The organism is uncultured Nostoc sp. (genome assembly GCF_964247315.1).
Classification (GTDB): domain Bacteria; phylum Cyanobacteriota; class Cyanobacteriia; order Cyanobacteriales; family Nostocaceae; genus Nostoc.
The window spans coordinates 1-18,197 of the sequence record NZ_CAXTTT010000017.1; the positions used below are offsets into that span (position 1 = coordinate 1).

12 protein-coding genes and 2 pseudogenes are annotated in these 18,197 nt (G+C 42.0%); 9 read left to right on the forward strand and 5 right to left on the reverse strand.

Features of this window, described 5'->3' with window-relative positions; all coding sequences use genetic code 11:
- The 5 genes from ACFE93_RS07505 to ACFE93_RS07525 form a co-directional block, all read right to left on the reverse strand.
- On the reverse strand, positions 1 to 2,104 hold a 2,104-nt coding region (locus ACFE93_RS07505; protein ID WP_375472719.1), incomplete at its 3' end, for an NB-ARC domain-containing protein.
- A 195-nt stretch (positions 2,105 to 2,299) separates the two neighbouring features.
- Positions 2,300 to 3,652: an efflux RND transporter periplasmic adaptor subunit gene (locus ACFE93_RS07510; protein WP_375472720.1), complete on the reverse strand. Its 1,353-nt coding sequence runs from the start codon at positions 3,650 to 3,652 to the stop codon at positions 2,300 to 2,302.
- A 134-nt stretch (positions 3,653 to 3,786) separates the two neighbouring features.
- Entirely contained in the window at positions 3,787 to 4,005 is a 219-nt protein-coding gene (locus tag ACFE93_RS07515; protein ID WP_375472721.1) for a hypothetical protein, read from the reverse strand.
- 67 nt (positions 4,006 to 4,072) lie between these two features.
- Positions 4,073 to 7,546, reverse strand: coding sequence for an efflux RND transporter permease subunit (locus ACFE93_RS07520; RefSeq protein WP_375472722.1), 3,474 nt, complete (start codon positions 7,544 to 7,546; stop codon positions 4,073 to 4,075).
- 68 nt (positions 7,547 to 7,614) lie between these two features.
- On the reverse strand, positions 7,615 to 8,166 hold the full coding sequence (locus tag ACFE93_RS07525; RefSeq protein WP_375472723.1) for a PadR family transcriptional regulator: 552 nt from the start codon (positions 8,164 to 8,166) through the stop codon (positions 7,615 to 7,617).
- A 905-nt stretch (positions 8,167 to 9,071) separates the two neighbouring features.
- Here ACFE93_RS07525 and ACFE93_RS07530 point away from each other — a divergent pair.
- The 9 genes and pseudogenes from ACFE93_RS07530 to ACFE93_RS07570 all read left to right on the forward strand — a co-directional run bounded on the left by ACFE93_RS07530 (position 9,072) and on the right by ACFE93_RS07570 (position 18,178).
- Complete coding sequence (locus ACFE93_RS07530) at positions 9,072 to 9,269, forward strand: hypothetical protein (protein ID WP_375472724.1); 198 nt, start codon at positions 9,072 to 9,074, stop codon at positions 9,267 to 9,269.
- A 444-nt stretch (positions 9,270 to 9,713) separates the two neighbouring features.
- On the forward strand, positions 9,714 to 10,514 hold the full coding sequence (locus ACFE93_RS07535) for a PD-(D/E)XK nuclease family protein (protein ID WP_375472725.1): 801 nt from the start codon (positions 9,714 to 9,716) through the stop codon (positions 10,512 to 10,514).
- 199 nt (positions 10,515 to 10,713) lie between these two features.
- Positions 10,714 to 11,376 carry a GNAT family N-acetyltransferase gene (locus tag ACFE93_RS07540; RefSeq protein WP_375472726.1) on the forward strand — a complete coding sequence of 221 codons (663 nt, stop codon included), beginning with the start codon at positions 10,714 to 10,716 and terminating at the stop codon, positions 11,374 to 11,376.
- A gap of 185 nt (positions 11,377 to 11,561) precedes the next feature.
- On the forward strand, positions 11,562 to 13,592 hold the full coding sequence (locus tag ACFE93_RS07545; RefSeq protein ID WP_375472727.1) for an amylo-alpha-1,6-glucosidase: 2,031 nt from the start codon (positions 11,562 to 11,564) through the stop codon (positions 13,590 to 13,592).
- A gap of 156 nt (positions 13,593 to 13,748) precedes the next feature.
- Positions 13,749 to 14,717 carry a glutathione S-transferase family protein gene (locus ACFE93_RS07550; protein ID WP_375472728.1) on the forward strand — a complete coding sequence of 323 codons (969 nt, stop codon included), beginning with the start codon at positions 13,749 to 13,751 and terminating at the stop codon, positions 14,715 to 14,717.
- Positions 14,695 to 15,318, forward strand: a pseudogene (locus ACFE93_RS07555) (glucosidase); the annotation flags it as partial. The gene ACFE93_RS07550 and the pseudogene ACFE93_RS07555, both read left to right, overlap by 23 nt.
- A 356-nt stretch (positions 15,319 to 15,674) precedes the next feature.
- Complete coding sequence (locus ACFE93_RS07560; RefSeq protein ID WP_375472729.1) at positions 15,675 to 17,108, forward strand: sensor histidine kinase; 1,434 nt, start codon at positions 15,675 to 15,677, stop codon at positions 17,106 to 17,108.
- 261 nt (positions 17,109 to 17,369) lie between these two features.
- Positions 17,370 to 17,507: pseudogene (locus ACFE93_RS07565) on the forward strand (ATP-binding protein); the annotation flags it as partial.
- Positions 17,504 to 18,178 (forward strand): response regulator transcription factor, encoded by a 675-nt coding sequence (locus ACFE93_RS07570; RefSeq protein WP_375472730.1) that lies wholly within the window; start codon positions 17,504 to 17,506, stop codon positions 18,176 to 18,178. The pseudogene ACFE93_RS07565 and the gene ACFE93_RS07570, both read left to right, overlap by 4 nt.
- Positions 18,179 to 18,197 lie beyond the last annotated feature (19 nt).

The window sequence follows — 18,197 nt, forward strand, 5'->3', positions numbered from 1 at the left end:
CACTTTGGTCGTCACAACCGCTAGCTAAAGTTTGACCATCGGGACTGAAGGCAACTGACATAATTCGATTGGTATTCCCCTGCAAAGTTATCAGACATTTGCCGCTGTGGACATTCCATAACTTCACTGTTTGGTCTTCACTGCCACTAGCTAAAGTTTGACCATCGGGACTAAAGGCAACTGACCTTACCCAATTGCTATGTTCCTGCAAGGTTTTCAGGCATTTACCGTCACGAACATCCCATAACTTCACTGTTTGATCGTCACTACCACTAGCTAAAGTTTGACCATCGGGACTAAAGGCAACTGATTTTACCCAACTACTATGTCCAATACAGGTAAAAAGTAGCTTTCCATCGTCAACTTGCCACAAGTAAGTCTTGCCATCAGCATCACCCGTAGCCAAAAGTTTTCCATTAGGGCTAAATGCTACTGACGAAACACTAACTAATGTTTCCGAAAAAACAGACTTAGCTAAATCAGCATTAGCAAAATTCACTCGATGCAAATTCACACCTTGTAAATATGCTTGCCAAATAGTCAGATTAGAAAAGTCATAGCCGCTAAAATCAATTTGTAATTGACAAAGAATATTTAATAGATTTCCACCTGCATATCCTGCTGTTTGGGGAATTTGTCGCAGGGACAATAAAATTTGATATAGATGATGTTCAATATTTCTAGCATATCTAAAAATAGTTGATAACCTATCTATAATTGGTTTGATAATTAGGGTAATCTGAGTGTTTCTAATATAATCTTTGGCCGTAGCTTCCATTAAAGCATGGCTGATAAATAGTCTAATATTACAAGTGGTAATTTCGTGACAAATCTGTTCAATCAGCTGGTCAGTCATGTATTCCATGACCACAGACTGGAGGGTGAAAAGTGCTGTTCTTTGTTCAATTAGCGATCGCCTCCGTAGAGATTCTAGCGCTTCCATCACTTCCCTTTTGGACAAGGTACGCACAAGATCGTTTAGCAATTCGTCGAGAGAAACTAACTCGCGCTTGATTGCTAGCCAATAAATTATTTCTTTTTCGATCTCTGACAACCGCTTAAATTGCTGGTCTAGTAAATTTCGGGTGTCACCAAAAATGATCTCTCCTTCAGCCAGAAAAGCAGCGATATCACCATCAAATAACTCTCGAATTGGCTCAGAAACGAGCTTTAATGCTAAAGGATTGCCTGAATACTTTTCAACAAGTTTGACCCATTCCTGTTGTGAGCCAAATAACCCTTTATCTTGGAGAATTTCTTGTCCTTCTGTTTCTCCTAAGCCAACTAATGATAATGTTCTAACTGGTGATGCTTTTCCCTCTAAAGGCGCAAATTCTTTTGGTTTTTCGCGAGATGTCAGCACCAAACAGCTTTGATGTGGTTCTTCCCCTACGCGTCTAAGTAGTTGACCATAATCTTTGTATTCTTGTCTATATTGTCCGGCGCGATCGCCTTCTTGTAAAATTGTCTCTGTATTATCAAATACCACCAGACAACGACGCTCTCGTAAATAATGAATCAGCAGCGTTACTTTACCATCTACGCTTTCTGGCAAATCTGTTTCCCTATCATCAGATAAAAACCCGATCAAGTTCGCTAACATCTCTGCAACAGGTGGCGCATTGCGGAGACTTCGCCAAATCAAATACTCAAAATTCTCTTGAACTTCCTTTGCCAGTTTCACAGATAAAGTAGTTTTGCCGATTCCGCCCATTCCCAATATTGCCACTAGTTGGCAGTTATCCTCGATTAGCCACTGCCTTAGCCCAGACAATTCTGCTACACGTCCATAAAAAACGCAGACACCAGGCGCTTCACCCCAATCTTGGCGGTTTTGGGTAATATTCAGCAAAGATGCTTGATACTCAGATTCTATAACTTGCTGTAACTTAGTGAGTTTACCTGGGCCGCTACCAGTAACATCAAATTTCTTGTAAACTTCGCTTAATCTTTTGCGTACTGCCTCAGCGCTGATTGCTAATTTTTTAGCGATCGCATTTGGCGATTGTCTCTCAACAGCATATAAAAACACTTCGAGCTCGCTGTTAGACAAGCACCGTTTTTCGGCTAAAGCCAAAAGAACGTTTTCGGGAATGACACTCATACTCACACAAAGACAGATTACAAACTAATGTTATCTCACTATGTGAGATAACATTACTGCCAATCTGGTATCCCCTGAATATTTCAGGGTAAACATTTGCTGTGGGAATGTTTTCTTCGGCTTTGTCGTTCTTTTTCTGACGGGATGGGCGATCGCGCGGATGAGTTTAGTGTACCTCACTTAGATACATTGAGTCTACTTTCTTTGTGCAACAGGCTGCACGTGCAAACCCTCTATCTCATCAACCGTAGGAGTCGCAATCAGCGATTCATTTCCTGTCAGACCTGATGTAATTTCCACTTCAGTACCATAATCTCGCCCAACGGCAACTTTTTGATAATGCACTTTATGGTCTTTGGTTACAGTTGCTACCTGCGTACCTCCGCCATTAACGACTAAGGCACTATCTGGCACGATAAAAGGAGGATTAGTGCGATTAATCGCAAATCTGACATTGGCATACATCCCAGGTCGCAGCATCGCGTCTAAATTCTGCACTTCTAATTGTGTCAGCAAAGTGCGAGTAGTTGGGTCTATAGCGTTGCTAGTACGTATTACTTTACCCGTAAACACTCGTTGGGGTAACTCTCTAACTGTAATTTGTGCTGTTTGTCCAGTTTGAAGTGACTGTGATAAACTCTGGGGAACACTCACATTTACGTTTAGATTGTCATAAGCAGCAATAGTATAAAGGCTGGTATTGTTAGTGTTGGTGTTGCTGGTGCTGTTACTGGTGTTGCCATTACCTGCTGAAATTAAAACACCTGTATTGACATTACGTGCAGTAATCACTCCTGCAAAAGGAGCAGTGACTTTCTTATAAGACTGCAAAACAGTATTACGCTGGAAGTTTGCTTGAATGGCGTAGGCGTTAGCTTGTGCTGCTTTGACGTTAGCAGAGTCAGAATTAATAGTGTTTTTTGCTGCCTCAACGTTGGCAAGATTAGCTTGATATGTAGCATATCTTGTATCTGCATCTTGTTGAGGCACTGCACCTTGCTTTACAAGAACACTCCAGCGCTGCCAACTCTGACGTGCGATCAATAGATTAGCCTGGGCTTGCTTCAAATCAGAAACGCCTTTAGCTAAACTAGCACGAGTTTGAGATACATTGGCTTGTGCTTGTGCTACCTCTGCCTTCGCTTGCAAAACTTGCTGATCTATGTCTGGTGAATCAATTTCTGCTAACAACTGACCGGCTTGGACGCGATCGCCAATATCTGCGTACCACCGCTTTAAATACCCAGTACTGCGAGCATAGATAGTCGTTTGATTCAGGGCTACAACACTGCCAGGTAGTTCCAATTTGGTAGCACCAGTAGCGCGACGGGGAGTGATCACGTTGATCGAGGGTAGGGTGCTTGCTTCCTTGACTGCTGCTTGTAATTCTGACTTTTGGCTTAATCGGGGTAGAATGCCTATGGCCAGTAAGCCACCAAAAAAAACAGCACCAATTACAGCCCAACCAATTGCACCGATACCGCGCCTGTGTTTTTTAGAAGTCGTTTGTTGTTCAGAATCAGGAGATGGACGATGCTGAGAATCCATAGGTAAACTGTCTTGTATTATCTAAGAAAGCAGAAATTTAGCAGCTAGAGTCATTACCATTATTAGACTTCTTGCAAAAGTAGGATAAGGGGTAAGAGGTAAGAGGAAAGCGGCTCAGAAAAAACCCTTTCCCTTTAACCTTTTCCCTTTCCCCTACGGTGTACACACAAGTTTTTGACCTGCACTTTTGTTGCATTGACTTGCACCTTTGTTGCATTGACCTGCACCTTTGTTGCATTGACCTGCACCTTTGTTGCATCGACTTGCACCTTAGTTGCATCGACTTGCACTTTTGTTGCATTGACCTGCACCTTTGTTGCATTGACTTGCACCTTTGTTGCATCGACTTGCAAAAATTAATCTACCCTACGTTACGTAGTAACTTTAAGAGATTTATGTGTACACCGTAGCTCTTATATGCTATGACTTGCCTTGAGATGATGACAACGAATATGCTGTCTGCGAATCTGAGAAATTTAAATCATCATCATCCTGATCGATAGGACGAGGTTGTTGACGCCGTAACATGCTATATACCACAGGTACAAAGATGAGAGTAGCAACTGTTGCAGCTGACAAGCCACCAATTACAGCGCGACCCAAGGGTGCATTCTGTTCACCACCTTCACCAAGACCAAGAGACATTGGCACCATGCCGATGAGCATGGCTAAGGCAGTCATCAACACAGGACGCAACCGCGTGTGACCTGCCGCTTGCGCTGCTTTATAGGCATTTTGCCCTTCCTGACGTTGCTCATTAGCAAAAGTGATCATTAAAATACTGTTTGATGTCGCTACACCGATACTCATAATTGCACCCATTAACGAAGGAACGCTGAAAGTGGTGCGGGTGACAAACAGCATCCAGACAATACCAGCTAAAGCACTTGGCAGCGCCATCATAATAATCAGGGGATCGAGCCAAGATTGGAAGTTGACCACCATTAAGCAGTAAACCAACACAATTGCAAACACAAGTCCTAAACCAAGTCCCAAAAACGAAGAGTTCATCGTTTGCACTTGCCCGCGAACATTAATCTGACTTCCCTTAGGCAATTTTTTCTGATAATCAGCGATGATTCGATTTACATCATTGGCAACTCCCCCAAGGTCGCGACCAGAGGCGTTAGCGTAGATATCGAAAACTGGCTGAATGTTGTAGTGATTCACAACTTGCATCACTGTGTCGCGTTTTACACTAGCTAAATTACCTAAAAGTTGGGGTGCTGTTTGACCGTTGCCAACTGGCGTATTTTTTAGGCTGTCAATAGAGTCAAGTTTGTACTGAGGAACTTGTACCGCAAGGGTGTAACTCACGCCTTTTTTGGGATCGAGCCACTGGTTAATTGCAGCTTGACCGCTTGAACTTAAGGAAGTAAGAACGCTATTGGCAACATCACGCTGGGTCATACCCAGTTGTTGAGCCTCGGTGCGATCTACATCAAGACGTAATTTGGGAGCATCGACAACTTGCTGAAGATGTACATCTACAGCCCCAGGAATGCGCGTCATCTGGGCGGCGATTTGTTGGGCAATTTCAAAGTTGCCCTTTGAGTTTTTCAGAGGGCCAGATATTTGCACGTCAACAGCAGCAGGCAAACCGAAATTGAGAATTTGAGTCACAATATCGGCTGGCTCAAAAAAGAAAGTGTAGCTGGGAAATGTCGCTTTCAATTTCTGGCGGAGTTCCTTGACGTAAGAAAAAGTTGCACCAGATTCTTTTAAAGACACAAGAATATCAGCATCAGCCGATCCAATTGTGGCACCGTTGTAGCCATAAGTAAGGTTAATGCCACTGGTGGGTAAGCCGATGTTATCCAGAATTAAAGAGAGATTCTCTTTCGGTACAGTCTGGCGGATAACGCCTTCGACTTGGCTGACAATTCTTTCTGTCTCTTCCAAACGAGTACCAGGTAAGGCTCGAACATGAAGGCTAAACTGACCACCATCGACTTCAGGGAAAAAGTCTTGACCGACGAATGGCAACAAAACTCCTGCACTGACAATAAAAGCACCAAATAACACAAAGACTATGCGGCGGTGACTTAATGCTGAGGTCAGGAGATTATAGTACCAACTGCGAAGTTTCTCAAATTGCCGATTAAACTTTTCGTGTAGCCGCCATATCCAATCTTTCTTCACAGATTTGGCAGTTGTCGTTGCTGCTTCTTCTGTTTGGTGGTGATCATCGCTATGACCATTATTGTTTTGGACTGGCGAATGGGTGTGGTGGTCGCGATTATCATGAATTTCGACTAGTGAAGAATGGCTGTGGTGATTGTCGCGACCATTATTGTTTTGGACTGGCGAATCAGTATGGTGGTTGTCGCGACCATTATTGTTTTGGACTGGCGAATCAGTATGGTGGTTGTCGCTATGACCATTATGATTTTCGCTTTCTCTATGCCAGTCTACTTCAGCTGGTAAAAGATAGCTTGCCATTGTCGGGACTACAGTCCGAGATAGCAGATAGGAAGCAAGCATTCCAAATACTACCGCCATCGCTAGGGGGACAAATAGGTACTTTGCCACTCCACTGAGAAACACGACCGGCACAAAGACAATACAAATACATAATGTTGCTACAAGTGCTGGAGTGGCGATTTGCTGCGCCCCATCTAAGATTGCTCGCTTGATGGGTTTACCTTGTCCGAGATTTCGGTGGATATTTTCAATTTCCACTGTGGCATCATCTACAAGAATACCAACAGCTAAGGATAAACCACCTAAAGTCATGATGTTGAAAGTTTGTCCCAAACGACTCATCACAATAATTGAAACTAGCATCGAGAGAGGAATCGATACGGCTACAATTACGGTGCTGCGCCAACTTCCCAGGAAAATCAAAATCATCACCGCAGTCAGACAGGCTGCAATCAATCCTTCTTTGAGAACACCTTCAATCGAAGCTTTCACAAATATAGATTGATCGAACAAAAACGCTAAATTCAGTTCTGAGGGTAAGGTGGATTGGATGCGAGGCAAAGTTTTTTTAACCCGCTCGATCACATCAATCGTTGAGGCATTGCCACTCTTCAAAATACTAAGTAAGCTCGATCGCCTGCCATTCTGACGTACAATGTTTGATTGCACGCCAAAGCCATCTCTTACCTGGGCGACATCATGAATGGAAATGACAGTACCATTAACTTGCTTAATCGGCAAATCGTTGAGGGCTGCCACCACATCTGGACTATTGTTGATTTGTACGGCGAAGTCGCGATCGCCTATCTTCATATCGCCTGCGGGCAAAACCAAGTTTTGGGCACTGACAGCATTAGTCACGTCTTGAGCAGAAACGCCATTAGCCAACATCGCTTGGGGATCGATATCAACCATAATTTGCCGAGGTTTACCACCATAAGGCAGAGGTATACTCGCTCCTTGCACTGTTGCTAATTGGGTGCGGACGAAGTTGGTAGCATAGTCGAAAAGTGCTTCTTCTGGTAAGCTTTTGCTACTGACACTCATCTGGATAATCGGCACCGAAGAAGCGTTGTATTGAATGATGAATGGCGGTGTAATCCCAGGTGGCAAAGGGCGAAGAATTGTTTGGCTGACAGAGGTAATTTGAGCAACTGCTGAGGCGATGTTAGCGTTGGGTTGGAAAAAAACCTTGACGACACTAACACCACTTAAAGATTGAGACTCAATGTGTTCGATGTCACCAACGGTTGTTGTCATAGCGCGTTCGCTAATGGTGACGATTCGCTGTGCCATTTCCTCAGATGTGGTACCAGTGTAAGTCCAAACTACGCTGACAACCGGAATGTTAATTGCGGGAAAAATGTCAACTGGTGTACTAAATATCGTGACTGCACCCAGGATCGCAATCATTAAAGCAGCGATCGCGAATGTATACGGAAGACGTAAAGCAATTTTGACGATCCACATAGTTAGTTAGGATACTTCAAAAGTTTTTTGTGTTAAAGCAGTTTTACTCAGCACTCAGCACTCAGCACTCAGCACTCAGCACTCATGACTGAGGTTGGCGTTTGAGCCAGTTGAAGTTGTTCTGTTTGGAGTTGCTCAACTAGCCACTCAATTTCTGATTTGATCACTTCAACTGCGCGCTTTTGCACTTTCGCTTGATATAAATCATCAGTAACTTCAAGTGCTTTTTTCTCCGCAAGGCGTAACTGACATAACATCAATCGATGTTCGATTAACTGCACTCGTTCTTTGGGTAATAAATGACTAAAGAAAAAAAATTTGATAAAGAATCGCGATCGCATATTCACCCAGCTTTCATGAGGAAATGCCAACATCTCTTCATACCAAGTGCTTTTACCGAGGGGTGTAATCTCATATACCTTTCCACACTGTCCATTTTCTTCTCCTTGTTCTGCACATAGGATCGCTTCACCTTGTTCTTCCATGCGCTTCAAAAGAGGATAAATCGCGCCATAGTTGACACAAATACTGCAACTCATAAACATCTCTAGTTGCTGTTTGAGCCGATAACCATTTAAAGGCTCTCGCTGTAATAGACCTAACACTGCTAGCTTCAGCATTTTGATATATCAATTTGATATGTCGATCAACAATATCAAATTGAGCCTTTTTAGCCAAGTACTTAAGGTTCAATTGTCAGAATTCTCTGTGATACCGTAAAGGCGAGGTCGTATAAGTTACCTTTAAGCTAGTTAGGGATAAGTGAGACGCTCACCTCACAATAGGTAGTTGAGTATTTTTTTATTTGAAAGTCCCTTACTGCCAAAAGTGAGGATTCATTTGGAAACTTCAGCCAGATTTGTAGCAATACAGTTTTATTAAGCCCAAAAATTATACTAACGTAGGTTGGGGAACCACTGCGTTGCGGGGGTTCCCCCGTTGAAGCAAGTGGCGTTTGAGGAATGAAACCCAACATTATCGAGACTCTGTTGGGTAACGCTTACGTTCAACCCAAGCGTATTGAGATTTGTAGTATCTTATGCTGTTTAAATAATTTTCTCTACAGTTTACCTTGAGCTAAGTAACCAAGTTACTTTATAGTGAGGTTAGCAGTAGAAACCACGGTGACTTAGTAAGGTTACGGGTGAATTAAAAAAACTTAGTGAGCATAAAGATAAAGGCAAAGGCTGGAACTGCAAATTCTGAAAAAGGCAATTTGTATACAAATTACCTGTAGGAATTTCGAGGGTTCAATGTGCGTAGTATGCCTTCTATGCAATTACGCGCATTGAGCGCCTAATTTTTGATATCCAGATTGCTCTGGAAATTCATCAAAGAGCTTAATTTTTCATAATCTGCAAATATCAAGACCAGCTTTTTTGGTATTCCCACTCCACTCAGGAGTAGGACTGTTGTGTACCTTGATTTGGTGGGAGCAAAGCTGTGGAAATTCGCTGTTTCTTTAGTGTGGTCAGGGGAGCGCGAACTGCTACCTAGATTCAACTTTCAAAACAGGAAAAAAACTATGAAACCCAGTCTAAAAGATAACGATAATCTGTTTTTCAGGTGGTTTTGTATAGGACTCAAATATTTTCTGCTGGCGCTGCTGGGGCTGGGAATAGCCTTTGTTGTGTCTCACACTTTTGGGGCAAATGCGATAGTTGGGATGCTTTTATCCACAAGTCTATGGTTATCAGGGCAAACGCATCTAAATTACTCTTGATCACAACCAAGGTTAAGAACCAACGAAAAAATCAGCATTTATCGTTTGGTTTAGTTTCCCAAGCTCAAAGTGATCGCTTCAACCTGTGTCAATAAGCAACAATTAATGCGACTATTTGGGAGCTTATTGAAAATACAATCCTTTTGTTGACATGATGCGGCCGCCCTGCTATGGTTATGGGTTGCGAGGATAGCGATTTTCCTAATTTGTCTATTTGCGATCGCCATGATCTATGAGTCTTGGGGTTAAGACTAAGACTCATACTGACCATAAATAGCCTTTAGCTGAGTGAAGGTCAGCTAAAGGCTTCGTAACGAGGAAGATCGAGACGAGTTGAAATAGCAGACGTAAGAACTATCTGTGAAGGCAATAAAAAATAACTGTTTTTACAAATAGTCTGCCAAATGGGAGTTGCAGATTCTAATTTACTTCTAAAATGGAAGAATGCTGTCAACTTCCACTCAACTACTGCGACTGTCTCAAGGACAACTTAACTTACTAGAAGCTTGTCCGCGTAAATTTCAACATACCTATCTCGAAAAACTCAATTCCCCCTCAAATCCAGAACAAGAAGAACGGCTAACTTTGGGTAGTCGTTTTCACTTGCTAATGCAACAGCGAGAAATGGGTTTGCCAATTGATAGTTTCCTGGAAGCAGATGCTCAACTGCAAAGTTGGATGCTGGGTTTTGCCGATGCAGCCCCAGAAATCTTAACGACTGCATCTGATAATCAAACTTTCCGTGAAAGCGAACACTACCGAACTCTGCAAGTTCAGGACTATCTGCTGACGGTTGTCTATGATTTATTGATTGCAGATAACCAACAAGCGCAAATTCTCGACTGGAAAACTTATCCTAAACCACCCAATAAACGCAAGTTAGAATCCAACTGGCAAACACGGCTTTATCTGTATGTATTGGCAGAAACTAGCGACTATTTGCCAGAAAAGATTTCCATGACTTATTGGTTTGTCCAATCTGAGGGCAAACCGCAAAGTATTAAATTTAATTACAATACTGTTCAACACGCACAAACAGGAAAGAAACTTAATCAACTATTGAGTCAGTTAACTAATTGGTTGGAAAATTACCAAAATAACCAGCAGTTTCCCCAAGTGGTGGAGGGTAGTAAAAACTGTGATTATTGTCAGTTTGCCAAACGGTGCGATCGCATACAAGTAACTGAAGAAGCAATAAAAGACTCATTGCCAAATTTTGACAGCATTCAAGAAGTCTCACTTTGATTTGAACCGCAGAATTTTGTTGCTAAAACAGATTCCTTATATCTGTAGAGTCTTGTGGAAGATTAAAAAGTAATGTAAAGTCCTTTTTTTAACTCTAAAGCATTTGAAAGCATTTTGATTAAAAGAGCTAGATTTGGTAAATGCTCTTTTTTTTCATTCAACAACATACCTATGTAAATAAATCACAATTTATAAATTTATGTCAAGTTTTGATGAAACTGAAGCAATTTATGTACGCGAATTAGGAATTGATGACATTGCTCCCATTTACCACTTGGGAGAAGGGTTATTTACTAGCGATTTATATCCTTATTTATACCGCACCTGGGACGAATGGGAAGTGATTGGACTTTACAACACCGATCCAGAATACTGTCTTGTGGCTGAAACAGATGGAGAATTAGCAGGATTCATTTTAGGAACCATCATCACCAAAGCATCCTGGACTTATGGATACATTTTATGGCTGGGAGTTAGTCCGAAGTATCAGCGTCGGGGAGTTGCAGACAAGTTGGTTGATAAAGTCGTCGCCCGGATGATTGAAGATGGGGCGCGGTTTATGCTGGTAGATACTGACCCCACCAATACTTCAGCATTAAAGTTTTTTAATCGCAAAGGTTTTGGTAATATCCGCCAGCATATTTTCTTGTCGATGAATTTAAGCAAGCATGAATATTATGGCAGATTAATTGATTACGAACACCAAAAAGCTGAAAGAGCAGGTTATAGGCGATGTCTACGACGGGCTACGCCTACGCGTCCAGCAATTCGTGCCCGCAAGCCTGATAGTGTTGCTAATGAAGTCGTCCTCAATCCTCTAGTAAATGAATCTCAAATAACTGAGGAGCAATCTCCAATCTAACAAAAGTTAGGATTAGCCCTTTGAAAGTGAGTAAAATTTTTGGATAATAATTCCTCTTTTCTCCGTGTTCTCTGCAAATTTATGGTTTCAATACTCACCTAAAAGTCGCAGAGGCACGGAAAATGCAGAGAGAAAAGCATTATGGCGATTGTTGATTTTGAATTTAGAGCAAAGCGACGTGACTTATGTGTATAGAATTTGGGCGGGAAATCTGCGGCAATCTTGACATTGCAGAATCGCGGGAGTGGTTAGTTACTAACGGTATTGGTGGTTACGCCTCTGGGACTGTGGCTGGTTTATTGACTCGCCGCTATCACGGACTATTGGTAGCAGCATTGAAACCACCTTTGGGTCGTACCTTACTGCTGGCAAAACTAGATGAAACTGTATTGTATGATACCTGCTCTTATTCTCTAGACACCAATCGTTGGGCAGATGGGATTGTCAGCCCCCACGGTTATCAGTATATTGAACGTTTTTCTCTGGAAGGTACAATTCCTGTATGGCGTTTTGCTGTTGCCGATGCCTTATTAGAAAAACGGGTGTGGATGCAACAAGGCGCGAACACAACTTATGTCCAATATACTTTGCGTCGTGCCACCCAACCGCTAAAGTTGACGCTCAAAGCAATGGTCAACTACCGCGATTATCATAGCGATACTCAAAGCAATGGTTGGCAGATGTCTGTTGAGCCGATGGAACAGGGAATTTGTGTAACAGCTTATCCGGGTGCTGTACCACTATATCTGTTAAGCGATTCGCTTAAAGGCGATCGCAGCATTTCACGCGCTAGTGCATCTGTTGTCCACAATTGGTATCATGGCTTTGACTTGGCAGTTGAACGCTATCGGGGATTGAAAGATAAAGAAGACCACCTTCATGCTGCCACTTTTGAAGTTACACTTAATCCTGGAGAAGCGATGTCTACGACGGGCTGCGCCTACGCATTTGTAGCCAGTACAGAAAAACAACCAAATCTCAACGGCGAAGCGGCATTAAAGTTACGTCGCGCTCAAGAGGAGAAGCTAACAGGATTTTGGAAAAATAATCGACCCCTGAAGACTAAGGAATCACCTAGTTGGATCGACCACTTAGTATTAGCAGCTGACCAGTTTATTGTCGATCGCTCATTGCCAGAAGACCCCAACGGTAAAACCATCATCGCAGGTTATCACTGGTTTAGCGACTGGGGACGCGACACCATGATTAGTCTACCTGGTTTGACAATTTCAACTGGTCGTCCAGAGGTAGCACGTTCAATTCTTCGCACTTTTGCCAGATATGTAAACCAGGGAATGCTGCCTAATCGCTTTCCTGATGCGGGCGAGCAACCCGAATACAATACAGTTGATGCCACACTCTGGTACTTTGAAGCAGTCCGCGCCTACTACAGCGCTACAGAAGACGATAATTTGCTTGGTGAACTCTTTCCCATACTTGCAGACATCATTAATTGGCACTGTCGCGGTACACGCTACAATATCCACCTCGATGCAGCCGATGGCTTACTTTATGCAGGCGTTGCAGGTGTACAACTGACCTGGATGGATGCCAAAGTTGACGATTGGGTAGTTACGCCCCGAATTGGCAAACCGATTGAAGTTAATGCCCTCTGGTATAATGCTTTACGGACAATAGCAAAGTTTGCCCGTCAACTTGGTAAACCACATCAAGAGTATGAGGCAATGGCAGACCGGGCAAAGTATAGATTTTCTCGCTTCTGGAATGACGAGACAGGTTATTGCTATGACGTTTTAGACAGTCCTGATGGTGATGATGCGTTATTGCGTCCTAACCAAATATTTGCTGTGTCATTACCAGAAAGTCCGCTCACACCTGCCCAGCAAAGGAGTGTGGTGGAAGCTTGTGGGCGAACGCTGCTGACTTCTCATGGGTTGCGATCGCTTGCCCCCAAACATCCCCAATACCAGGGTAAATACGGTGGTAATCAGTATCAACGTGATGGAGCTTACCACCAGGGGACAGTCTGGGGTTGGTTGTTGGGGCCGTTTGTCTTAGCACACCTGCGCGTCTACAAAAATCCTGAGCAGGCTCGTCAATTTTTGGAACCAATGGCTAATCATCTCAACGCGCACGGTGTTGGTAGTCTCAGCGAAATTTTTGATGGTGATGCCCCGATGACTCCACGGGGATGCATTGCCCAAGCGTGGACAGTGGCAGAGGTTTTACGTGCTTGGTTGGCAACGGAGAGTTGATATGGGGAATCTCCTGCTTATCCGAACCGTGTTCTGTCTGCAAAGTCGATTTTGTCAAGAATTTTTAAGAAATTAATATCCTTCAGAAAAGGAAAGATGTAATGCTGAAGTAATCCTCAAAAGTTGATAGACACGCCCTAGTGTTAGGAGGAAATCATGGCGTCAGGAATGATGATCGAAGGCAAATGGACAACCGATGGGAATAAATCAGATCCCAATGGTAAGTTCAATGAAACGCCAACAACGTTTTGCGATCGCATAACCGCCGATGGTTCTAGTGGGTTTAAGGCAGAAGCAGGACGCTATCACCTCTACGTTTCCTTGGCATGTCCGTGGGCGCATCGCACCTTAATTATGCGAGAAATCAAAGGTTTGAATGATGTAATCTCAGTCTCTATCGTCGATCCGATTATGAGCGACAAGGGATGGATGTTTACTGAAGCACCAGGAGCTATTCCTGACTGGGTGAATCACACTCAATATTTGCAAGAGATTTATTTGAAAGCCGATCCCAAATACACGGGACGAGTCACTGTTCCGGTGTTGTGGGATAAGCAAACTCAAACGATCGTCAATAACGAATCTCACGAAATCATGCGGATGTTTGATGTAGAGTTTGGGGAATTGGCAACACAAAAAATAGACTTATACCCACGCGACCTACAGCATAAGATTGATGAAACGATCGATGCAATCTATCTGCCAATCAATGCTGGTGTATATCGCGCTGGTTTTGCGACGGAGCAAGCAGCTTACGAAGATGCGGTAACAGAACTCTTCGAGAGTTTAGATCGATGGGAAGCCATTCTGAACGAGCAGCGGTATTTATGCAGCAATCAACTCACCGAAGCCGATATTTGTATGTTTACAACTCTGTATCGCTTCGATTCAGTGTATTACGGTCACTTTAAGTGCAATTTGCGGCGAATTATCGACTATCCAAATCTTTGGAACTATCTACTAGACCTATATCAGCGTCCTGAGTTCAAAGAGACTTGCAATCTAGACTATACTAAGCGCGGCTATTACATGAGTATGACTTATATTAATCCAAATCGAATTGTGCCGAAGGGGCCGATTATTGATTTTAACCAACGGCACGATCGCGATCGCTTCCACAGATAAGCTCAGAAGTATTTTACAAAAAATGCTAGATGAAAGCGAGTTTTTTGGGCATTATGGCATTCGGGTACTTTCGAGATTTCATGCTGAAAATCCCTATATTTTTGATGTCAATGGTTCGCAATTTCGAGTCGATTATGAACCTGCTGAATCTAGTAGTGGTTTATTTGGTAGTAATTCTAACTGGCGCGGTCCCGTTTGGTTTCCGGTGAATTTCATCCTAATTGAGTCTCTACAAAAGTTTCATTATTATCTAGAAGACGATTTCAAAGTGGAATGTCCAACAGGTTCTGGTCAAATGATGACACTTTGGGAAGTTGCATCAGAATTATCTCAAAGGTTAACCAGAATTTTCTTGCAAAATGCCTCTGGTAAACGTCCTGTTTATGGTGGAATGCAAAAGTTTCAAAACGATCCACACTGGCAAAATCTGATTTTATTTTATGAGTATTTTCATGGTGATAATGGAGCCGGAATTGGCGCTAGTCATCAAACTGGCTGGACAGGTTTAGTTGCGAAATTAATCCAGCAATTTGGTGAATATGAAGCACAGCATCAAGAACCAGAAATACACAAGGATAAAGACGCGATCGCTTTAACATAATAACATCCAAATCCGATTCCCTGCCGCCCTCATGAAAAAGGCTTGTTGTTACTACTCTGCCTTGTAATCAATTTCGAGGATTAAAAATATTAAGGTAATTCTCAGCAGAAATTAATTTAATTACTAGTAAATGCATTTAGATTATTATTAGACAAGAATTCGCGGATTTGAAATAGCAATTAAATAAAATATTTAGCAATTTTTTTGGAATAGCTGCACTTTTCACTGTAGGTATGCAACAGAGGTAAGTTTAAATCTGCTATAACTAAAGATGTAGCGGTTAGCAGTGACTTTACATTTAGCGGTCTGATTTTATTTTTCAAGCCTTATTAAACACCTAAAACGCAACCGAAACAGTGAAGCAAATCATAAAAGTTGGGATAAATATAGATCCATTTTCCTTACAATCACGCCTCACGGTTGGTATTGCATCATTTTCAGCTTTAGTATTAGGTAGCCTCGCTACATGGACTAGTTGGAAAATGCAGCAAATTTTAGTTGATAGTCATAAATATAATATAGAACAAATTGCCAAGCGCTTGCCGCAAGATGTGCAAATTTATAGTGAAATGATGCAACCTGAAACGGGGTTGCAAAAAGCTATTAATAATTTGGCAAATACCAACATATTATTATGGCTAAAAAGTCCCGATAATAAAATTTTAGCAAAATCTACCACTTTGGATTTATTATCTGATACTACGGTAGCTGAATTAATGTCTCTGACTAAGATGCCGATTAAACCACAAGTTTACAAAGTAAACCAAAGCTACTTTGTATTATGTGGTAGTTCTGTGCGAGTACAGGGTAAGTTACTAGGCGAGTTATTTGTAGTCAAGGATATTACCCGCGAACAGAGAATGTTTGTAGTAATGGTGCAGAGTTTAGGTATTACTAGTGTTTTAGCAATTTTTGTTTTAACTGCTGCGATCGCATTTTATATTAAGCGTTCTCTGCAACCTCTGCGCCAGCTAAATCAAATGGCTTCTGTAATTTCCGCTAAAGATTTAGGACAAGTACAGCTATATCTTGATAATGCACCAAGTGAAGTTAAAGAATTAGCTCAAACTTTAACCATGCTGTTATCGCGTCTTTCCCAATCATGGGAGCAAGAGCGAGAATTTGTGAGTAATGTTTCTCACGAATTACGCACACCTTTAACGATTGTACATGGTTATTTGCAAAGCGTCTTGCGAAGGCAGAATAACTTAACCCAAACTCAACAAGAAGCTTTAGAAACTGCGGCATCAGAAGCTGAACGCATTATCCGTCTGCTACAAGATTTACTTGATTTAGCACGTGCAGATAGCGGTTACTTATACTTTCAAATGAAATCTTATGTGCTGAATGACTTGGTTGAAGAAGTTGTCTTGATGGCAAAAAAATATAGCGATCGCCCAATTACAATCGAGTCAGAAATTTATCCAATTGAAATCAAAGCAGATTATAGCCGCTTTAAACAAGTGTTACTAAATTTAATTGATAATGCCATTAAGTATTCTGATGCTGACACACTCATAATTTTTAAGTTAGATCGGCTTCAAGAACGGGCTATTATTCAAGTTTGTGACAAAGGTTATGGCATTCCTTTGCAACAGCAAGCACGGATATTTGAGAGATTTTATCGCGTAGATGAATCTCGCTCTCATACTACTGGGGGTTGTGGTTTGGGTTTATCGATTGTTAAGACACTTGTAGAAGGTATGGGAGGTAGTGTAAGTGTGGAATCAAAGTTAGGAGAAGGGAGTATGTTTACAATCAGTTTACCTACATATAGTAGCTCTATCTGATTTGTAAAAATTGCAAGACTTAGATCCCCAGTTTCTTGATTTGATTGCAGACATAGTACAGATTACAGAGAAATTTGGTGTTGCTGAATTCCAGTATGAAAATGATTTTACTTAATTTCAAAACCTTTGTAGATACTTTGCAATGCAACATTTCTACACCAAGATTCCTACATCTAATCAGCAATGCCAGGAATTTAAGCATCGGGTAATCTATTTGGAAGTCACCCCGTTTCCTGTGAGAATAAAGGCAGCCCTCGTTTAACTGGCAAAGCAGGTTTAGGTTTATCGATTGTGAAACACCTAACCGAAGGTATGGAAGGCAATTTTGCCATCCTTTCAAAGCCAGGTTATGGTAGCACTTTTATTCTCATATTACCTGCTTTAGGAGCAAAAATATGACAGCACATATTCTTTTGGTGGAAGATGAAGTCAAACTGGCACGATTTGTCGAATTAGAGCTTAGTAGCGAAGGATACCGGGTAAGTGTCGCTTATGATGGCATCGCAGGCTTGACTCTGGCGCGAGACTCATCACCAGATTTAGCAATTCTGGATTGGATGCTTCCAGGGTTGACAGGTTTGGAAATTTGTCGACGTTTGCGAGCAACAGGTAGTACAGTACCAGTAATTTTGTTGACAGCAAAAGATGAAGTGAGCGATCGCGTGGCAGGATTAGATGCAGGAGCTGATGATTATGTAGTTAAGCCCTTCAGCATTGAGGAATTATTAGCTAGAATTCGCGCTCATCTCCGCCGCACGCAAGAAACAGACGAGGATTTGTTGCAATTTGAAGATTTAAGCTTAAATCGGCGCACTCGTGAAGTATTTCGAGAGAAACGAAGCATTCAGTTAACAGCAAAAGAATTTGACTTATTAGAATATCTCCTTTCACATCCACGTCAAGTATTTACTAGAGATCAAATTTTAGAGAAAGTTTGGGGTTACGATTTCATGGGTGATTCTAATATTATTGAGGTTTATATTCGTTATTTGCGACTCAAGTTAGAAGAAAATAATGAAAGACGTTTGATTCATACAGTCCGTGGTGTAGGCTATGCACTACGGGAGTAATTGTAATGACTTGGTGATT

Coding starts and splice junctions, on each gene's coding strand:
- ACFE93_RS07530 (WP_375472724.1), top strand. CDS start 9,072: ATGAAACCCAGTCTAAAAGATAACGATAATCTGTTTTTCAGGTGGTTT.
- ACFE93_RS07535 (WP_375472725.1), top strand. CDS start 9,714: ATGCTGTCAACTTCCACTCAACTACTGCGACTGTCTCAAGGACAACTT.
- ACFE93_RS07540 (WP_375472726.1), top strand. CDS start 10,714: ATGTCAAGTTTTGATGAAACTGAAGCAATTTATGTACGCGAATTAGGA.
- ACFE93_RS07570 (WP_375472730.1), top strand. CDS start 17,504: ATGACAGCACATATTCTTTTGGTGGAAGATGAAGTCAAACTGGCACGA.
- ACFE93_RS07525 (WP_375472723.1), bottom strand. CDS start 8,166: ATGCTGAAGCTAGCAGTGTTAGGTCTATTACAGCGAGAGCCTTTAAAT.
- ACFE93_RS07550 (WP_375472728.1), top strand. CDS start 13,749: ATGGCGTCAGGAATGATGATCGAAGGCAAATGGACAACCGATGGGAAT.
- ACFE93_RS07545 (WP_375472727.1), top strand. CDS start 11,562: ATGTGTATAGAATTTGGGCGGGAAATCTGCGGCAATCTTGACATTGCA.
- ACFE93_RS07510 (WP_375472720.1), bottom strand. CDS start 3,652: ATGGATTCTCAGCATCGTCCATCTCCTGATTCTGAACAACAAACGACT.
- ACFE93_RS07520 (WP_375472722.1), bottom strand. CDS start 7,546: ATGTGGATCGTCAAAATTGCTTTACGTCTTCCGTATACATTCGCGATC.